Origin of the sequence: Photorhabdus sp. P32 (assembly GCF_038085095.1) — a bacterium.
In the GTDB taxonomy this organism is placed as follows: Bacteria; Pseudomonadota; Gammaproteobacteria; order Enterobacterales; family Enterobacteriaceae; genus Photorhabdus; species Photorhabdus luminescens.
The window spans coordinates 21,488-38,479 of the sequence record NZ_JAZGJN010000254.1; the positions used below are offsets into that span (position 1 = coordinate 21,488).

Below are 16,992 nucleotides of genomic sequence, written 5' to 3' on the forward strand. Positions count from 1 at the left end.
TTTTTATAATTTCATATATTTCAGAGTTAAATGTGATTCAAATCACATAAATTTTTTATTTGTTAATTATCTTTAACATTCACAGGAAACAAAAATAAATAAAATTAATAATAAAATCAATTCTTTAATTTAATTTCATACAAAAGAGTGATTATATTATTGATTTAAATCACTCAGCTAATTTCTAGCCAGTTTAAAAGAGTGAATCTGATGAAAAAACGCTTTATCTGATTTTCAAAGGTTCAACTATCTTAATATCAAGATAACGTTATTTTTATGTAATAACTCGGTAAATTAAAGCTGAAACGAGGCAAACCATAATTAACGATGTCGATTACAGTATAATTGTGCTCAACATCACTAATTATTTATAACTTTATTGACAAATAACAAAATCAGTTTGATTTAAGGATAACCAAATGACGTTGTCCTTCCAGTTCAGGAACCTCTAATTTAATAACCGAATCGACAGAAATTCCAAGAGGCAACATAGTCAGTTCCTCTTCTGGAAGCATACCTTTAAGCGCATAGAAACGCCCATGAATAGGTTCAGGTAAATGACTGCACCAAGAGACCATATCTTGCAATGAAGCAAAAGCACGGCTTATTACACCATCAAAAGGCGGCTCAGAAGAATACGCTTCAACCCTACTTTGCACTGGTTCGATATTTATCAAATCAAGTTCATGCTGAACCTGACGCAAAAATCTCACTCTTTTACCTAAACTGTCCAGCAATGTGAAATGAGAATCTGGACGGACAATAGCTAACGGAATACCTGGCAACCCAGGGCCTGTCCCCACATCGATGAAACGATGACCTTGCAGATAAGGGCTGACAACAATACTGTCCATAACATGACGTACCAGCATTTGCTCTGGATCACGTACTGATGTGAGATTGTAAGCCTTATTCCACTTATTGAGCATATCAACATAGGCTACAAGCTGCTGTTTCTGCTGTAGTGACAGCTCTATTCCTGCTTCGGTCAGCAACAATTCTAGTTTGTTTAGCACAATCAAAATCCCCTCAGGCACTGCGGCGTAATAATCCTTGTTTTTTCAACCACACAAGTAAAATTGAAATTGCAGCAGGCGTTACCCCTGAAATACGTGAAGCCTGACCAATTGAAGTTGGCTTATGATCATTGAGTTTGGCGACAACTTCATTAGAAAGGCCACTGATTTGGCGGTAATCAAGATCAACCGGTAATGATGTGTTTTCATTACGTAGCTGTTTTTCAATTTCTTCCTGCTGGCGGGCAATATATCCCTCGTATTTAACCTGAATTTCAACCTGCTCAGCGGCCTGTAGTTCTTCAAGACTTGGGGAAAACAGAGGCAACGAGGTCAAAAGTTCATAATTCATCTCAGGACGACGCAGTAGATCTTCACCATTAGCTTCTTTCGACAATGGCGTTTTTAATATATTGTTAATGTCATCAAGATTATTTGAATTAGGGTGAATCCAAATATTACGTAAACGCTGACGTTCTTGTTCAACCATTTCCACTTTACGGCAATAATGTTCCCAACGTAAATCATCTACTAATCCTAATTCACGGCCTTTTTCTGTTAAGCGTAGGTCTGCATTATCTTCACGTAACATCAAGCGATACTCAGCTCGAGAAGTAAACATACGATAGGGTTCTTTAGTCCCTAAAGTACATAAATCGTCAACTAAAACGCCGATATAAGCTTGATCGCGGCGAGGGAACCAACCTTCTTCTTCTGAAGCGTAACGAGCTGCATTAAGGCCCGCGAGAAGACCTTGAGCAGCAGCTTCTTCATAACCCGTAGTGCCGTTAATTTGTCCAGCAAAGAATAGACCGCGGATAAATTTACTTTCTAATGTTTGTTTCAGATCTCTTGGATCGAAGAAATCGTATTCTATTGCATAACCAGGACGAATAATGCGAGCATTTTCCATTCCTTTCATGGAGTGGACAATTTGCATCTGTACGTCAAATGGTAAACTAGTAGAAATACCATTTGGATAGATTTCATTACTGGTCAATCCTTCAGGCTCAAGGAAGATCTGGTGAGTATTACGATCCGCAAAACGCATGACTTTATCTTCGATTGAAGGACAATAACGTGGGCCGATCCCTTCAATGATCCCGGCATACATTGGACTACGATCCAAATTATTGCGGATCACGTCGTGCGTTTTTTCATTTGTATGGGTGATATAACACGGTATTTGTTGTGGATGTTGTTCCACACTTCCAAGGAAAGAGAATACAGGTGTTGGATTATCGCCTAATTGTTGCGTTAACTGACTAAAATCAATCGTTCTGGCATCAATACGTGGTGGTGTTCCTGTTTTTAATCTGTTTACACGTAAGGGTAACTCACGTAAGCGCTGTGCTAATGAAATTGCTGGGGGATCACCGGCCCTTCCACCACTATAATTTTCCAGACCAATGTGGATCTTACCGTCAAGAAATGTTCCCACAGTCAAAACAACAGCTTTGGCTCTGAATTTGAGGCCCATGCGTGTTACTGCACCGGTCACTATGTCATTTTCAACAATGAGATCTTCTACAGGTTGTTGGAAGATCATCAGGTTAGGTTGATTCTCCAACGCCATACGCACAGCTTGACGATAGAGAACTCTATCCGCTTGGGCGCGTGTTGCACGAACCGCAGGCCCTTTACTGGCATTTAAAGTCCTAAATTGAATACCGGCTTGGTCAGTCGCTTTAGCCATTAAACCACCAAGAGCATCAATTTCTTTAACCAGATGTCCTTTACCGATCCCGCCAATAGCTGGGTTACATGACATTTGGCCCAAAGTGTCAATATTGTGGGTCAGTAATAAGGTTTGACGGCCCATACGAGCAGCTGCCATAGCAGCTTCAGTACCGGCATGACCACCACCGATAATGATGACGTCAAATTGTTCTGGATAAAACATGGTGATGAACCTTTAGTTATAAGAATGCTCAGTGCTGTATTAGGGGAAGAGAATTCTACTCAAGTTTTGGCGATAGACCAAGTGGGTAAGATCGCTGGTAATTAAAAGAAGATCTTTTTTATTTAAAGATCTGTTTATTAGATCTTTTATTAGGATCATGATCTTTTGTGGATAAGTTATTTTTCCTTAGAAAGATCATAAAGCTGTAAAGGATCATTTGTTGTGAATGATCCGTGATCCCACGAGGTATAAACTGGGATCTAAATTGATGGTTATTCACAAGGTGATCATTGCCAGATAGTTATACTATGGATAACTACGGGTTAACCCCGGCTTTTTAGATAAGTTATCCACAATCGTTTGCTGTTTTTTTGTTCTTATTAGAGTGACTTCGCCCAATTTTTAACCCATTCTTCAGCGGGATCTTCGGGGATCTCATGTTGTTGAATATCAATTTCCAGACGATCACCTAGGCGTTTGGCGCCATTTTCTATCAATAATTGGTCAAATGATCTTATTGCACCGCAAAAAGTATCGTATTCAGAACTACCAAGGCCAACAGCGCCAAACGTTACCTTGCTGAGATCAGGTTTTTGTTCAGAAATTTCTGCTGCCAATGGTTGTATATTTTCTGGCAATTCTCCTGCCCCATGTGTGGATGTGACGACTAGCCAGATCCCTTCCTGAGGAAGCTCATCTAAAGAGGGGCCGTGTAGCATTTCAGTAGAGAAACCAACATTTTCCAAAATTTCAGCCATATGTTCAGCTACGTATTCAGCACTGCCCATTGTGCTACCGCTGATTAAGGTAATAGTGACCATAGTGATCCCAACAGATTTCAAGAGTTGCTATTGTACGCTGTGAATCTGTTGGGATCTACCTGTGGATAATATGGTTATAACAAATTTTATTTTATGGCTTGATTGTTCGCATGATCGGGTTTTGTAAGGAGATCAGGGTTTCTGTTGATTGAATTTCATCGATAGTCTGTATTTTGTTGATAAGTACATCTTGAAGGGATTCAATTGAACGGCACATAACTTTAATAAAGATACTGTAGTGGCCTGTTGTGTAGTAAACCTCAACCACTTCATCTAGGTTGCCTAGTTTTTTCAGGGCTGATGGGTAATCTTTAGCACTCTTAAGAATAATCCCAATAAAGCAGCACACATCATAACCAAGTTGTTTCGTGCTGATATCCACTCTGGTACCGGTGATGATTCCTGCTTGCTTCATTTTTTCCACACGAACGTGAATTGTTCCTGGGCTGACCGCAAATTTCTTTGCTAGTTCGGCATAAGGTGTACGTGCGTTGCCCATTAAAGCGTGAAGTATGTCACGGTCTAGATTGTCGATCTGATAAATTTCCGCCATTTTCAGCCTCGTTTTTTAATGAATTTTCATTTTTTTAGTATTAAAAATGAATTTTATGAATCATAAAGGCTATTTTTATTAAAGTATATTGAATTTATCCCTCATTTTATTGCTTAATGTTTCCAACAGGACATCAGGGCCACCTAAAAAATTAGAGAATAACATTATGAAAAAGTCGTTTATTGAAAAGCAGCAACAAATCAGTTTCGTGAAATCCTTTTTTTCCCGTCTGCTGGAAAGCAAACTGGGTCTGATTGAAGTGCAAGGGCCAATCCTTAGTTGTTTGGGAGATGGTATTCAGGACAACTTGTCTGGCCATGAAAAAGCTGTTCAGGTAAAAGTGAAAACTTTGCCGGATTCAACTTTCGAAGTAGTACATTCGCTGGCTAAATGGAAACGTAAAACCCTGGGTCGTTTTGGCTTTCAGCCTGAACAAGGGCTTTATACTCACATGAAAGCATTGCGTCCTGATGAGGATCGCTTAACACCAATCCACTCTGTTTATGTTGATCAATGGGATTGGGAAAAAGTGATGGGAGATGGGCAACGCTCACTGGCTTATCTTAAACAGACAGTCGGTAAAATTTACGAAGCAATAAAAGAAACAGAAAAAGCTGTCAGCAAAGAGTTTGGTCTGGCACCGTTCCTGCCAGATCAAATTCACTTTGTTCATAGTGAAACACTTTTGAGCCGTTATCCGGATCTGGATGCAAAAGGCCGTGAACGTGCTATTGCTAAAGAATTGGGCGCTGTTTTCCTCATAGGTATTGGTGCGAAATTATCCGATGGTCAATCTCATGATGTCCGTGCGCCTGATTATGATGACTGGACGACACCAAACTGTGATGGTTTTGCTGGTCTAAACGGCGACATCATTGTCTGGAACCCTGTTTTGGAAGATGCCTTTGAAATCTCTTCTATGGGTATCCGTGTTGATGCAGAAGCACTGGAGCGTCAGTTAGCACTGACTGGTGATGAAGAGCGTTTACAATATGATTGGCATCAGGCGTTACTCAAAGGTGACATGCCACAGTCGATTGGTGGTGGTATCGGTCAATCTCGTTTAGTGATGTTACTACTGCAAATGAAACATATAGGTCAGGTTCAATGCAGTATTTGGTCACCAGAAGTACGCGAAACTGTAGAAGATATGCTTTGATTCAATTAGTGACGCCATTTTCGCTGTAAACGGCTTTTAAGTCCGGTATCAAAGCGCCAGATATGATCGAATATCCGCATGATATCGGGCTTGCCATATTGGGACATGGAGACCGCATGGAAGCGGTGTTGCTGATGCAGTTGCAGATTTTTTATCTGATGGATTAGTGAGTCCGGCAGACGCTGGGCAATGAAATCTGAGATAACAACAGCATCAGCATTTTTCCAATGTTGTTCTTTCATTTTTTCTATTGTGCTTGTCAGACAGAAAGTGAGGTCTGTCCCTCCTTTGAAAGTTTGGCTGAGAAAACGAATAGCTTGCTCCAGACCATCTGGTGAGGATAGTTCATAGTGCACAATTTCTGTCGTAAATAGCATGATATGACAGTTACGATTATCAGCTAGAGCGATGCGTAACAGTGCCAGACAAAAGGCTTTGGCGCATTTTTCATTAAATCTCCCCATAGAACCAGAAGTATCGACACAAATAATAAATGGCCCTCGTGGTTTTTCTTCTTGGCTATAATGAGTAACTGGCCGTAATGTTGTTTTTTCTTGCCAGTTATCCCCTTGTAAGCGATAGGTCAGGAGTTTTTTTTCTACTAATTTGCGATAAAATTCGTATTCCAGATCTTCAATTCCTAATATCGCCAATTCTACCGGTAATAGACGTAGAATATCATCACTTTGTCCGATTCCATTTACCTGTTCAGGAACGGTATCGGGTGTTCGTTCGATTATAGTAAATGGTTCGAAAAAATGATTTTCCTGTGGTTTTGATTTTGCAGATTGGCTACGCCCAAGTAATTGAGCTAATTTTTCCAGTTCCGGCTGCTGGCGAAGAAATTCACTATAGCGAATTAATAACTGATTATCATTTTGGAAATGATATAACTGACTTTTACTCATATCCCATAATCGTCCCGCTGCCCTATCATTTTCACTAAAAACAGGATCAAGATTACCGCTTAGTGTTAGCCTTTGTTGCAATTCTGCCAGTAGTTGCTCTTTTTCTTGTTCCAGTAATTGCTTATGAAAGGTTGTGGTTTGCAGGATCAAACTGATCCTCCATCGTTGAATAAATAGGGTTTGTAATGTATTTGAATCAGCAATGGTGTTGGTTGCGAGTTTCTGTGCTTCTTCACTAAAAGGGGATTCAATTCGATTCAGGGTTTCTAAGATATCGGGAAGTTTAAGGTAAAAATGATTTGTGTTAGCAGACAGTAATTGTTGATATAACTGAAATTCTTCTGCCAGAGTTGCAGGAATGAGCGCTTCTTTAATTCTTTGCTGTAAATCGTGTTTCCAGCCAGGGATATCCTGTAATAGAGCGCGTTTTAAACGAGGATATTTTTCAAAAAAGATAGCTAATTGAGGTGAAGCTAGAAGCGTTAATATGATCTCTTCTATCATTTCTCCTTCATTTATTGACAGCAAAAGATCAAGGGTTACCAGACTAATCATTTAATTAACCTATTTTTATTTTAAATTGGTTAATTTTATCGGTTAACTGGATAAAGCTTTGCTCTATCGCAGCAAGCCAATGGCTTTCGATAAACAGACATGGTTGATGCTGATTAAATAGTTGGTGTTGGTGATGGATCTCTTGATTAATTTTTTCTAATCTTTCCAGCCACTCACTGTTTTCTTCATTTTGCTGATGCTGACAGTCTGGTAAATATAGCGTGGATGAACGACGGCTGATATCAAAAATCTCTGGCTGATGTGCTGAATTAACTTCGGCTGCTATGTTTTGTGGGAAACCAATGCCGTTCAGACGGGCTGATAGTTCTCCGCCTTTGTTTATCCAAGTATTGAGCGCTTTTTTTTCTAATTCAATAAAATTGACTTTAATATCATGGAGATGAAGAGGTATATGTAGAAATAGAATCAATTTTTCTTCATTGATATGATCGGGTAGCGAATATTGTATTTTATGTCCAAGCAAACGGGTTTGTTTTTCCAGTTTTAACGCCTGCTGATCATTTTTATCCTGACGAGCTTGAATCCACTGGTGATAAAGCGAATCAATTTGTTTAGATAATACTCTTTGCTGATATGCCTGTTCGGTTATGAGGGTATTCAGGAACTGAGGTAATAATTTAAAAGAGTGAATATCATGCCACAAACAATCTTTTAGCAATATTAAATCAAGAGGAGATATTTCTTTTCTGCCATTGAAGAAAGCACTGGCTTGTAATAAATGAATAGCCTTCTTCCAGCGCCTGTCTGAAACGTAAGGTGAATGTTCTGTTGTATCGAGTTGTTGGCGTAGATGATAGATAATATCAAAACAACTATCTGGTAGAACGACTTTATCAATCTCTTTTTGCCATTGGTGAAATTCTTCACTTGTTATCTGAATGTCGGCCGGTACGGGGTTATCATTTTCATTTTTATGGCTAGTGAGTAACGCTCGGAAATTCTTTTTATCCTGAATTTTATCTAACCAGATACGAATTAGCATTCTGTCATAGAGAGCTTCCAGGCTGTTATCTGCTTCAGGCAGCTCATTGGATGCGGTTACAAGTAATCGCATTGGAATTTTCTCTTCTATATCCCCATTCCTGAATTTCCTTTCATTAATTGCCGTCAGTAGAGTATTTAGAATTGCCGGACCGGCTTTCCATATTTCATCAAGGAAGACAATTTCAGTTTCAGGTAAATATCCGTTGGTTAGACGTTGGTAGCGTCCTTCCTCTTTCAGTGCCTGAATAGAAAGAGGACCGAAAATTTCTTCGGGGGTTGAGAAGCGAGTCATCAGATATTCAAATGCTCTGGCATCACGAAACGCAAATTTCAATCGGCGGGCTATCAAACTTTTTGCGATACCAGGAGGACCGAGTAGAAAAACACTTTCTCCACATAATGCCGCTAGCAAACATAAACGAATAGTCTGTTGTCTTTCGTACAAACCACTTTCCAGATAGTGACTTAAGTGAACTATTTTTTCTGCTAATAGCATAATTCGTACCAATATTATCTGTTGGATTAGATAAAACCTAATTAGCCTTCCCCATAGATTTTAATCATTATTTGTTGATACAGACAATATTTATCTTAAAAATCGATTCAGCATCAAATATTCAATAAGTTAGCATTTATCTTCATTTCTTTTATTATCGAAACGTTTCGATAGCGATCACACTTTTGTATCACTAATGTTGCATTTTAAATATTACTTTCTATATTAATAAATAGCGAAACGTTTCGCTAATGGAATAAAAAAATGAAAAAAGGTGTATTACTTAATTCTGAAATTTCAGCCGTAATTTCTCAGCTAGGGCATACTGACCAGATTACAATTGGTGATGCTGGATTACCAATTCCTTCTTTAGCCCAGCGGATTGATTTAGCGCTAACCCAGGGAATTCCTAGCCTTATATCCGTTCTTAATGTCATTACGCAAGAAATGCAGATTGAAGCTGCATTTTTAGCTGAGGAAATAATTGACCATAATCCTTTGATATATCAATTAATATTAACTCAAATTAAAGAGCTTGAGAAACAGCAAGGGAATTCAATTACTGTAAACTATATTAGTCATAATATGTTGAAAGAGAAAACAAAACATAGCCGAGCGGTGATTCGCACAGGAGAGCATTCTCCTTATGCCAATATTATCCTTTGTGCTGGTGTGACTTTCTGAGGTGATGATGCAGCCTGTACTGGAACTAAAAGGAGTTAGTAAATCTTTTCCTGGCGTCAAGGCATTATCTGACGCGGCACTACGTGTTTACCCGGGTAAAGTGATGGCGCTGGTAGGGGAGAATGGCGCAGGTAAATCCACGATGATGAAAGTGTTGACTGGAATATATACCAGAGATACAGGTACGGTTCATTATCTAGGAAAAGAAGTGATTTTTTCTGGCCCTGGCTCCTCTCAGAAAGCGGGTATCGGGATTATCCATCAGGAATTAAATCTTATTCCTCAACTGACCATTGCTGAAAATATTTTTCTGGGACGTGAATTTGTTAACAAATTCGGTGCGATTGACTGGAGAAAAATGTATCTGGAAGCAGATCGCCTGTTAAAAAAATTAAATTTGAATTACAGCAGTCGCCGTCTAGTAACGGAACTTTCTATCGGTGACCAGCAAATGGTTGAAATCGCTAAAGTGCTGAGTTTTAAATCCAAAGTTATCATTATGGATGAGCCAACTGATGCGCTGACCGATACAGAAACTCAATCATTATTTCGTGTAATACATGAACTAAAATCTCAGGGATGTGGCATTGTTTATATCTCCCATCGTTTGAGAGAAATTTTTGAAATTTGCGATGATGTGACGGTATTTCGTGATGGGCAATTTATTGGTGAAAAGCCGGTAAAAGAGCTAAAAGAAGAGACCCTGATTGAAATGATGGTTGGGCGAAAACTGGAAGATCAGTATCCTCGCTTGAATTTACCTCGGGGTAAAGAACGACTTGAAGTTAAGCAGATTTCTGGTCCCGGAGTGACAAATGCCAGTTTTTCCCTATATAGCGGGGAAATTTTGGGCATATCAGGTCTGATGGGGGCTGGCCGCACTGAATTGATGAAAATTCTTTATGGTGCGTTGCCAAAAACTCAAGGGCAAATCATGCTGGATGGAACTCCCATTGTAATTCGTAATCCTCAGGATGGGTTAGCGTGTGGGATTGTTTATATTTCAGAAGATCGTAAACGTGATGGCTTAGTTTTGGGAATGTCAATTAAAGAGAATATGTCTCTTACTGCCTTACGTTATTTCAGTAATCGGTTAGGTGGTCTTAATCATAAAGAAGAACAGAGTACAGTTAGTGACTTTATTAAATTGTTTAGTATCAAGACACCTTCAATGGAACAAGCTATTGGTTTACTTTCTGGCGGTAATCAGCAAAAAGTAGCTATTGCTCGTGGATTAATGACCAGACCAAAAGTTCTTATTCTGGATGAACCTACGCGTGGTGTAGATGTTGGCGCAAAAAAAGAAATTTACCAGTTAATTAATCAATTCAAGAAGGAGGGGCTAAGTATCATTCTCGTTTCTTCCGAAATGCCAGAAGTGATAGGAATGAGTGACCGTATTTTGGTTATGTGTGAAGGCCAGATCAGTGGAGAATTTTTTGCTGAACAGGCAACTCAAGAAATTTTGATGGCAGCGGCTGTAGGCAAACAATATGGAGCGATTCAGGAGTAATTCAGTATGAATTCTAATATATCACCGACATTTAAACGTTGGTTCACTAAAGAGTGGTTACTGAAACAAAAGTCACTGATTGCGTTGCTAGTGCTGATAGCAGTAGTTTCTTCTCTTAGCCAAAATTTTTTCACTTTGAATAATTTGTTTAATATTCTGCAACAAACATCAGTCAATGCCATTATGGCCGTTGGGATGACATTGGTTATCCTGACATCAGGTATTGACCTGTCTGTTGGTTCATTGCTTGCGTTAACAGGTGCAATAGCAGCTTCATTGGTTGGTACGGAAGTTAATGCTCTGGCGGCTATCGTGAGTGCTTTGGCTTTAGGTGCTGCAATTGGTGCTTGTACAGGAATAATAATTGCTAAAGGTAAAGTACAGGCTTTTATTGCCACTCTGGTCATGATGTTGTTACTTCGTGGAATCACTCGTGTCTATACTGATGGTAGCCCAATAAATACAGGATTCAGTGATAATGCGGATCTGTTTGGTTGGTTTGGTATTGGCCGTCCACTGGGAATTCCTACTCCAATATGGCTGATGTTGATAGTTTTTGTTATTGCATGGTATATCCTGCATCACACCCGTTTAGGTCGTTATATTTATGCCTTGGGGGGGAATGAATCGGCAACCCGTTTGTCTGGTATCAATATCGATAAAATTAAAATTATCGTTTACTCCTTATGCGGCTTACTAACGGCATTGGCAAGTATTATTGAAGTCGCTCGTCTTTCTTCCGCTCAACCTATGGCGGGAGGCGGTTATGAATTAGATGCTATTGCGGCCGTAGTATTGGGAGGAACTCGACTGGCTGGTGGTAAGGGTTTAATTATTGGTACTCTGATTGGTGCGCTAATTCTCGGTTTTTTAAACAATGGCTTAAACTTATTAGGTATTTCTTCTAACTATCAGATGATTGTTAAAGCAATTGTAATATTGTTGGCAGTTCTGGTTGATAACAAAAGTGGTAAATAACCTCACCCTACAGGAAATAACACGATGAAAATGAAGAAATTAGTCACAATTTTATCTGCTGTTGCGCTAAGTATGACTGTAAGTGTAAATGCATTGGCGAAAGACACTATCGCGTTAGTCATTTCTACACTGAATAATCCATTCTTTGTCGCAATGAAAGATAGCGCTCAAAAAGAGGCGGATAAGTTGGGCTATAACCTAATTGTGTTGGATTCTCAGGATAATCCAGCGAAAGAATTAGCTAATGTTCAAGATTTGACGGTACGTGGTACTAAACTTATGTTAATTAACCCGACTGACTCCGATGCTGTTGGTAATGCCATTATTATGGCTAACAATGCCAAAATTCCGGTCATTACTCTAGATCGGATAGCGAATAAAGGTACTGTTGTTAGTCATATTGCTTCTGATAACCGCTTGGGTGGTAAAATAGCGGGTGATTTTATCGCCGAAAAATTGGGGAATGGAGCCAAAATTATTCAGCTAGAAGGTATTGCTGGTACTTCTGCCGCCCGTGAACGTGGTGAAGGGTTTAATAAGGTAGTGCAGGAACATAAATTCAGTGTGTTGGCTAGTCAGCCTGCTGATTTCGATCGTACCAAGGGACTAAACGTTATGCAGAACTTACTGACAGCTCATCCGGCTGTACAAGCTGTATTTGCTCAGAATGATGAAATGGCATTAGGTGCTTTGCGTGCCTTACAGACAGCAGGTAAAAGTGATGTATTAGTTGTTGGTTTTGATGGTACTGAAGATGGTATCGAAGCTGTTCAAAGAGGAAAACTAGGAGCGACAATCGCTCAGCGTCCTGATCAAATTGGTATCGTGGGTATTCAGATTGCAAATAAAGTGCTGAAAGGCGAAAAAGTTGAAGCCGTCATCCCTGTGGAATTGGAGTTAGTTATTAAAAAATAAATCGGTATTTGTGCCGTTACTCATTGATGGTGGTGACGGCATAATTGAAAAGGAATAAATGTAATGAGTACAGCAAAACTTGCGGTGCTTGGCAGCATTAATGCTGACCATATTTTGAATCTTAAGTCATTCCCTCGTCCAGGGGAAACGGTGATTGGGGAACAATATCAGGTTGCTTTTGGTGGGAAAGGCGCTAATCAGGCGGTAGCAGCAGGCCGCAGCGGTGCTGATATTACATTTATTGCTTGTGTTGGTGAGGACGATATTGGTTTTCGTATCTGTCAGCAATTGGCAAAGGATAATATTAAAACTTCTGGCATTGAAGTGATTAAAGGAGAAACAACGGGTGTAGCGTTGATTTTCGTTAATCAGCAAGGTGAAAACGTTATTGGTATCAATGCAGGCGCTAATGCAGCGCTGACACCAGAATATTTCTATCGTTACCAAAATATTATTGAGGAAGCAGATGTATTGTTAATGCAACTTGAATCTCCATTGGAAACAGTACAACTTGCGGCAACAATAGCTAAACAAAATAATACAAAAGTAATACTCAATCCGGCGCCGGCCCGAAAATTATCTGATCAATTGCTCTCGCTGGTGGATATCATTACACCGAATGAAACTGAAGCGGAATATCTCACTGGAATTAAAGTAGAAAATGATTCAGATGCGGAAAATGCGGCTCAAATATTGCATGATAAAGGTATTGAAACGGTAATTATCACATTGGGTCGCCGTGGCGTGTGGTTGAGTGAAAGAGGTCAGAAAGGAAAAATTGTTCCGGGATTTAAAGTTAACGTTGTAGATACTGTTGCGGCAGGAGATACTTTCAACGGTGCGCTGGTGACAGCATTGTTGGAAAGAAAATCCATGTTATCTGCCATACGATTTGCTCATTCTGCTGCTGCGATAGCGGTAACCCGTCAGGGAGCTCAGCCTTCCGTCCCGTGGCGAAATGAAATTGATGCATTTTTAACTGAACAGGACTAACTGTGGCTACAATGAAAGATGTTGCTCGTTTTGCAGGCGTTTCTACATCAACTGTATCTCATGTTATTAATAATAATCGTTATGTCAGTGATGGTGTAAAAAAGAAAGTTAATGATGCGATTGAACAATTGAATTATGCTCCATCAGCGCTTGCACGAAGTCTTAAGATCAAGCAAACCAAAACCATTGGTATGCTGGTAACGACCAGTAATAATCCTTTTTATGCTGAAATTGTAAGAGGGGTTGAACGAAGTTGTTATGAGCGTGGTTACAGCCTTATCTTGTGTAATACAGAAGGTGATGCCAAACGAATGGATTACAGCATGGAAACTTTGCTGCAAAAGCGAGTAGATGGGGTGCTGATTATGTGTACTGAAAATCAACACAGCTCCTGTGATGTTTTACGCCGTTATCCTCCTTTACCGATAGTTATGATGGATTGGTCTCCATTTGATATTGTCAGCGATATTATTCAGGACAACTCCTTATTGGGGGGTGAGATAGCTACTAAACACCTTATTAGCTGTGGTTTTAAAAAAATAGCTTGTATTGCAGGTCCACAAGATAAAACGCCTGCTAATCATCGATTACAGGGATATAGGAAGGCAATGGCAAATGCTGGCCTTATTATTCCTGACGGATATGAAATTTACAGTGATTTTGAATTTGCTGGTGGTTTTGAATCAATGCAGAAATTGCTGCAACATCAAGAACCGCCAGAAGCTGTTTTTGCCGGAAATGATGCAATGGCCGTTGGCGCTTATCAGGCTCTGTACCAGGCGGGGCTTTCTGTGCCGGATGATATTTCCATCATTGGTTATGATGATATCGACCTTGCCCCTTATATGCTCCCACCGTTGACAACTATTCATCAGCCCAAAGATGAATTAGGAAAGCTCGCTGTTGATACTTTGCTTTATCGGATGAATAACCCAAAGAGTGATCCTAAATTGTTAGTATTAACTCCAACGCTGATTGAACGTAGCTCAGTTTCTCGTCCTTAAGTGTCCTTTTTCTTGAGCATATTATCTCCATCTTCCTTATGTAATAACAGGAAGGTGGAAGACGCGAGTAAAGTGATTATTCCTACGGTAATAAAAGTGCTGTGGAAATGATCAACAACCGTTCCATAAGGCATAGACTCATAGAAACGAAGAATAGCTGCACTTACAGCAACACCGAAGCTAATAGATAACTGCTGAGTTACAGCTAATAAACTATTTCCTGAACTGGCATTATTGTCGGTTAAATCAGCTAAAGTAATGGTATTCATTGAAGTAAATTGAATGGATACAGCCATACCCAGTAAAAATAGTGGAATAGTTAAAAGTACAGTAGGCATTTCTGGTGATTGTAGTGAAAATTGAGAAATCATTAATCCAATAATGATTGTTATGCTAACCAGTGTCTTACGATATCCAAAGCGGGCTAATACATTGGTAACGAAAGATTTGGCTAAAACAGAACCGATAGCTGTTGGCGCCATCATCATTCCGGCAATGACGGCTGAATAACCAAATCCAACTTGTAGCATCAAAGGCATCAGAAAAGGCATGCAACCAGTTCCCAGGCGTGTAACAATATTACCGATAATACCAATGGAAAATGTGCGAATACGGAATAAATTCAGACTAATAAGGGGTTGGGTTTGTTTTCTAGCATGCATTAGATAACCAAATAATATCATAAAACCACCAACCATAATTGTCAGAGGTATATAGCCTGGTAACGAACTCTCTCCTAGTAAATCCAAACTGATAGAAACCATTATTAAACTCAGTCCAAAAAGTATGAAACCGAAGAAGTCGAATGAACGTTTTGGCATCGTAAAATTAGGCATATGCTTTTTAGCATAAATAATCCCCAGTAAACCGATTGGAATATTGATAATAAATATCCAGTGCCAGGTAGCATAAGTGACTAATAACCCACCGAGCATAGGACCAAGAATTGGCCCTACTAACCCTGGCATGGTGACAAAATTCATAACAGGTAGAAGTTCGCTGCGCGGGTACGCACGTAATAAAGCAAGGCGGGCAACTGGCATCATCATTGCGCCGCCAATTCCTTGAATTACACGAGAAACAACTAGAAAAGCCAAATTGCCTGACAAAGCACAGGCAAGGGAACCTAAAGAAAACAAGGATACAGCAAACATAAATATCCGGCGGGTGCCGAAACGATCGGCTAACCAGCCGCTGACTGGAATTAGCAAAGCAACAGTCAGAGTATAGCTGACAACAGCAGATTGCATCGCAAGAGGTGAATGTTTGAGGCTTTCAGCAATAGCGGGTAATGCTGTGTTGAGAATTGTTGCATCTAAGGCTTGCATAAAGAAAGCTATTGCAGCAATCCAGGGTAGCCCCGCCATATTACGAGCGGTTTTTACCATTAATAGTCCTGCTTATTTTATTTAGCCAACGTTTGATTAGATATTAATCTAAAACACTACTATATAAGATTATTCGCGCTCTGTTAATAACTTTTGACAAGCTAGAAGTGCGTTGTGACTGTCACCTTGGATGATTGAATTAGCAATTGTTTTATGAGTTTCCAGTTTTACGACTTTATTGGAAATAATAGCTTCGAAGTAGTTATGGTAAACCAGATGAAATAAGTTGGTAAAAGAGCATAAGAATGGATTTCCACAAGATTTGTAAATGGTATAGTGAAACTGGTAATCAATCTCTATCCATTTTTCCCGGTTAAAATCTTCTTCTAGTCGATACATTTCATCTACTATTATCTGTAAGAGCTGCTTCTTTTGTTTTTGTGTAGCATTTTGTGCAGCAAGAAAGCAAGCTTGTGGTTCTATTGCTAGTCTTACCATATGGAAATGTTCGACAACTTGACTAAGGTTGTCACGATTCATCCACCACTTTAATAAATCCTGATCAAGGAAGTTCCAATGAATCGTTGGCATGATTCGAGTACCAATACGTGGGCGAGGTAATAGCATACCTTTGGCTGCAAGTATTTTTATTGCTTCACGAACAGAAGTTCTGCTGACGTCAAATTGTTCAGCGAGTTTTATTTCACCAGGAAGGATAGTTTCAGCTTTATATTCACCAGACAAAATCTGTTGTCCGATTTTTTCAGCTAAAAAATAAGAAAGATTTTTCTGGGAAGCTTTTCTTTGTTCTTTAAATTGCATAGTAGATTTGAACCCTTTCCCGCATTTGTCTACTTAATAGTACGTTAGTTTGGGAATAATTATTGTCGATGCTATCAATTTCGTATGAAAAAAAAGCAAAAATGCGGGTTTTGTTGAAAAAAACTGCGAATGGCCGTTTTTTTTCAATAAATACTTGCCAGCGTCAAAGAACTCCCTATAATGCGCCACCACTGACCGACACAACGCTGATAAACATTGTGAGGTCGGGCAGAGAAAAAGCGAATAAGCGCTTGACTCTGCGGGCGAAAAGCGTAGTATACGCAGCCCGGCTGACCGAGAATATTAATTTTTATGTCAGCCTGCTCTTTAACAATTAAT

The 16,992-nt window shown here is 39.5% G+C and carries 16 protein-coding genes; 7 read left to right on the top strand and 9 right to left on the bottom strand.

Features of this window, described 5'->3' with window-relative positions:
- Window positions 1–395: 395 nt before the first annotated feature.
- The 4 genes from rsmG to asnC form a co-directional block, all read right to left on the bottom strand.
- Window positions 396–1,016 carry a 16S rRNA (guanine(527)-N(7))-methyltransferase RsmG gene (gene rsmG, locus V2H77_RS10175; RefSeq protein ID WP_088372752.1) on the bottom strand — a complete coding sequence of 207 codons (621 nt, stop codon included), beginning with the start codon at window positions 1,014–1,016 and terminating at the stop codon, window positions 396–398.
- Window positions 1,017–1,029: 13 nt separating this feature from the next.
- Window positions 1,030–2,919 carry a tRNA uridine-5-carboxymethylaminomethyl(34) synthesis enzyme MnmG gene (gene mnmG / locus V2H77_RS10180; protein ID WP_341498688.1) on the bottom strand — a complete coding sequence of 630 codons (1,890 nt, stop codon included), beginning with the start codon at window positions 2,917–2,919 and terminating at the stop codon, window positions 1,030–1,032.
- Between the two features lie 380 nt (window positions 2,920–3,299).
- Complete coding sequence (gene mioC / locus V2H77_RS10185) at window positions 3,300–3,740, bottom strand: FMN-binding protein MioC (RefSeq protein WP_265515188.1); 441 nt, start codon at window positions 3,738–3,740, stop codon at window positions 3,300–3,302.
- A gap of 91 nt (window positions 3,741–3,831) precedes the next feature.
- Complete coding sequence (gene asnC / locus V2H77_RS10190; RefSeq protein ID WP_139655849.1) at window positions 3,832–4,293, bottom strand: transcriptional regulator AsnC; 462 nt, start codon at window positions 4,291–4,293, stop codon at window positions 3,832–3,834.
- A gap of 166 nt (window positions 4,294–4,459) precedes the next feature.
- Here asnC and asnA point away from each other — a divergent pair, with 166 nt between their 5' ends.
- Window positions 4,460–5,452 (top strand): aspartate--ammonia ligase, encoded by a 993-nt coding sequence (gene asnA / locus V2H77_RS10195; RefSeq protein ID WP_341498689.1) that lies wholly within the window; start codon window positions 4,460–4,462, stop codon window positions 5,450–5,452.
- Window positions 5,453–5,457: 5 nt separating this feature from the next.
- Here the strand turns inward: asnA and viaA are convergent, their stop codons facing one another.
- A complete protein-coding gene (gene viaA / locus V2H77_RS10200) occupies window positions 5,458–6,915 on the bottom strand; it encodes an ATPase RavA stimulator ViaA (RefSeq protein ID WP_341498690.1) in 1,458 nt (485 codons plus the stop codon).
- A gap of 4 nt (window positions 6,916–6,919) precedes the next feature.
- On the bottom strand, window positions 6,920–8,416 hold the full coding sequence (ravA, locus tag V2H77_RS10205) for an ATPase RavA (protein WP_341498691.1): 1,497 nt from the start codon (window positions 8,414–8,416) through the stop codon (window positions 6,920–6,922).
- 264 nt (window positions 8,417–8,680) lie between these two features.
- Here ravA and rbsD point away from each other — a divergent pair, with 264 nt between their 5' ends.
- The 6 genes from rbsD (at window position 8,681) to rbsR (ending at window position 14,503) form a co-directional block, all read left to right on the top strand.
- Window positions 8,681–9,100, top strand: coding sequence for a D-ribose pyranase (gene rbsD / locus V2H77_RS10210; RefSeq protein ID WP_341498692.1), 420 nt, complete (start codon window positions 8,681–8,683; stop codon window positions 9,098–9,100).
- Between the two features lie 7 nt (window positions 9,101–9,107).
- Complete coding sequence (gene rbsA / locus V2H77_RS10215) at window positions 9,108–10,613, top strand: ribose ABC transporter ATP-binding protein RbsA (protein WP_341498699.1); 1,506 nt, start codon at window positions 9,108–9,110, stop codon at window positions 10,611–10,613.
- 6 nt (window positions 10,614–10,619) lie between these two features.
- Complete coding sequence (gene rbsC / locus V2H77_RS10220) at window positions 10,620–11,591, top strand: ribose ABC transporter permease (RefSeq protein WP_341498693.1); 972 nt, start codon at window positions 10,620–10,622, stop codon at window positions 11,589–11,591.
- Window positions 11,592–11,615: 24 nt separating this feature from the next.
- Window positions 11,616–12,506 carry a ribose ABC transporter substrate-binding protein RbsB gene (rbsB, locus tag V2H77_RS10225; protein WP_341498694.1) on the top strand — a complete coding sequence of 297 codons (891 nt, stop codon included), beginning with the start codon at window positions 11,616–11,618 and terminating at the stop codon, window positions 12,504–12,506.
- 63 nt (window positions 12,507–12,569) lie between these two features.
- Complete coding sequence (gene rbsK / locus V2H77_RS10230) at window positions 12,570–13,499, top strand: ribokinase (protein WP_265380866.1); 930 nt, start codon at window positions 12,570–12,572, stop codon at window positions 13,497–13,499.
- 2 nt (window positions 13,500–13,501) lie between these two features.
- Window positions 13,502–14,503 (top strand): ribose operon transcriptional repressor RbsR, encoded by a 1,002-nt coding sequence (rbsR, locus tag V2H77_RS10235; RefSeq protein ID WP_341498695.1) that lies wholly within the window; start codon window positions 13,502–13,504, stop codon window positions 14,501–14,503.
- On the opposite strand, the gene mdtD is transcribed toward rbsR, so the two are convergent.
- From mdtD to V2H77_RS10250, 3 genes are all read right to left on the bottom strand, one after another.
- Window positions 14,500–15,891, bottom strand: coding sequence for a multidrug transporter subunit MdtD (mdtD, locus tag V2H77_RS10240; protein WP_088372739.1), 1,392 nt, complete (start codon window positions 15,889–15,891; stop codon window positions 14,500–14,502). The genes rbsR and mdtD overlap by 4 nt on opposite strands.
- 69 nt (window positions 15,892–15,960) lie before the next feature.
- Window positions 15,961–16,653, bottom strand: coding sequence for a FadR/GntR family transcriptional regulator (locus tag V2H77_RS10245; protein ID WP_341498696.1), 693 nt, complete (start codon window positions 16,651–16,653; stop codon window positions 15,961–15,963).
- 143 nt (window positions 16,654–16,796) lie between these two features.
- A partial coding sequence (locus tag V2H77_RS10250) for a hypothetical protein (protein WP_341498697.1) occupies window positions 16,797–16,992 on the bottom strand: 196 nt, incomplete at its 5' end.